Consider the following 2,750-nt stretch of genomic DNA (forward strand, 5'->3'; position numbering starts at 1 on the left):
ATTTTATATGTAAAGCTTAACATAAAGTATCTCTGAAGTATTAAACTTTCTCTATTTTCAATGAAATTTTGAGTAACAGTTCTTGAAATATTGTTGTTTTGCCTTAACAAATCATATACAGTAAATTTTAGGTTTCCATTTCCCTTAAACATATTCATTCCAAAACTTAAATTCCAAAGCAAAGATGTTTTTTCAATATTACCTTGGATAGACCCATTATAGACATAACTTAAATCATTCCCTATTACAACTCCTTTTGGCCAATATGAAGTTACTCTTAGTTCTAAACTATGAAGAGTGAAATCGGTTTTCTGTCTATCGTTATAAGTAGTAGTATTATATGTCAGTCGATAAGAGGGACTAACATCAAAAAAATCTTTGTAGCTATATTGAAGTCCTAATCTCGGAACAAATCGAAACGTACTAGTTTTAAACTCAATATCATTATTTAAAGTAACATCATTTCTAAACACAAATCCGCCACCAGTCGAAATGTTCAAAATGTGAGTACTATCTTTTTTTATCCGCTTATTAATCCCAAAACCCCCAAATGTATTAATATTCCCGTCCATATTTACGAAACCTCTATTTCTTATCAAGTTATTGTCTACATCGAGCTTCTCAACAATTTTGTCATCCGATATTTCTGATTGAGCGAATAAGAAAAAATTAGTTTTTGATTTTGAATTGTATCCCGTATAATTAAGCCTAATCACATGATTGTAAAAAGAACTCAACTCATTATTGCCCCCCGAAACATTCAAAGGGTTTTTAACGTCTTCAATAGGCTGTAATTCATTGAGAGAAGGTATGGTATTATCTACTCTATAATCTAAAAAAATCTTGGATCTTTTATTAATTTGGTATCTAAAAAAACCACCAAAATAAGTTCTACCATTTATTTTTGAATACTCCAATTTTTGGATTGAATCATTATTGCTTAGCTGAACGTTGATATAGCTCCCATTTATATTAAAACTATATTTGTCTCCTTCATATGTTAAACCAACTTTAGGTTGGACTACATCAGCGTTATAAGAAAAATAGGAGCTTAGGTCTTGATTTAAGTCTTCAAATTCATTAGTGGTATCGTTGAAATCATTAACTACCCTATTGTTCTTCTGTCTACTAATTAGGTAATTAAAATCAAAATCAAGAAACAATTTCTTTTTGCCTAATGGTAGCCTATATGATATTCCAAAATTGTAGCTTTCATTTTTGCCATATGACTCTTCTAACTGCTTAATTTCGATATTGTCCGAAGATGTGGAGAGCTCAGATGAATATCTGGATTTCCCATCATTTTCGATGTAAGAATTTCTTAGGTTAAAACTTAAAAACCTTCCTTGATTTCCATACCTTTTAATGATTTCTATATTGTTGTTAAAATTTTTTGTTGAAATACTAGAACTATCTACAAGTACACTTTCACTAGTAATCTCATTTCCTAAAGAGAATGAAGATTCGTTAGAAAAAGAACTGTTCATAGTTTTATTATAAGTGAATTTTGGTTGGAAGCTTAATCTCAAAGAAGAATCAATATTCGTTGAGAATAGCCCAGTAAATCTATGTGAATCTGTCTCACTTAAATAGCCTGATGCCTTATCGGTGAAAAACAAATCATTTTGTAACTGATTTTCCTGAAAAATTTTGGTTTCATTGTTAGTATTGGCTGAACCAAAAAAATAATCGGTTGAAACTTTCGTATTGTTATTAAATTCATTTGTATAATTTGCCCCCAAATTGGTAGACTCTGCAATTCCCTCTCCTGACCCAAAAGCAATATCACCTAGATTAAACCCATCATTATTGTTCCTATTCAATTCTCTCTTATTTCCAATCATATCATAGACTTCATCAAATGAAAACCCCGGATTATTTATGTTGTTCTTTCCTAACAGAAGACTAATACGCTCTTTACCGTTAAAGTAATTTCCTATGGCATTAAATTGATACCTATCATCTGTTCCATATCCCGCTGTAGCCCTCATCATGTGTCCCTTATTTTTGTCTTTTTTAATTGTTACATTGATTGTCTGTTTATCGGAACTCCCCTCTTTGCCCGTAAACCTTTCTTTTTCTGTCTTAGTCGAAGTAAGTTCTACCTTATCCACTATCTCCCTAGGAATGTTTTTAGTAGCAATTTTTAAGTCATTTCCGAAAAAAGGCATTCCATTTATTAATATTTGGCTAACCACTTGTCCATTCATGGTAATCCCACCTTTTTTATCGATTTCGATTCCTGGCAATCTCTTTAGCAACTCCTCCAAATTGGCATCAGGACGTGTTTGAAATGAGTCTGCATTAAATTCCAGCGTGTCTTTTTTAACTATTATAGGAATCCTATCGCCAAAAACTTTTATCTCATCAAGTTGATTTGCTTGAATTTCCAAATTGATATCCCCCATTTCTATGTTGGGTGTTTTCAATGAAATTTCCTTAACAATTGTTTTATATCCAATATAAGTAATGAATAGGTTTATATTTTTCCTATTTGTCGAAAAATCAAGTTGAAACATTCCGTTCGAGTCACTGATTGTATATGCAATTAAGGTACTATCCTTTATTGATTCTACATACACGGTAGACGACTCAAGCGGCTCCTGAGAAACTCTATCCTTTAACTTTCCGGTGATAGAAAAATCCTGCGAATAGACTAAACCGCAAACAAATACCAAAAAAATATGAACTATATAACGTTTATGCATCTTAAATCTCTTTAAATTAAGTCAAGAAAAGCCAGCCCATCT

The 2,750-nt window shown here is 31.5% G+C and carries 1 protein-coding gene; it reads right to left on the bottom strand.

Annotated elements, in window-relative coordinates; translation table 11 throughout:
- Positions 1-2,708 (bottom strand): outer membrane beta-barrel protein (locus A7D14_RS07145; protein WP_067032074.1); only part of this gene is annotated, 2,708 nt, incomplete at its 3' end.
- Between the last annotated feature and the right edge of the window lie 42 nt (positions 2,709-2,750).

The organism is Allomuricauda sp. CP2A (genome assembly GCF_001683915.1).
In the GTDB taxonomy this organism is placed as follows: domain Bacteria; phylum Bacteroidota; class Bacteroidia; order Flavobacteriales; family Flavobacteriaceae; genus Flagellimonas.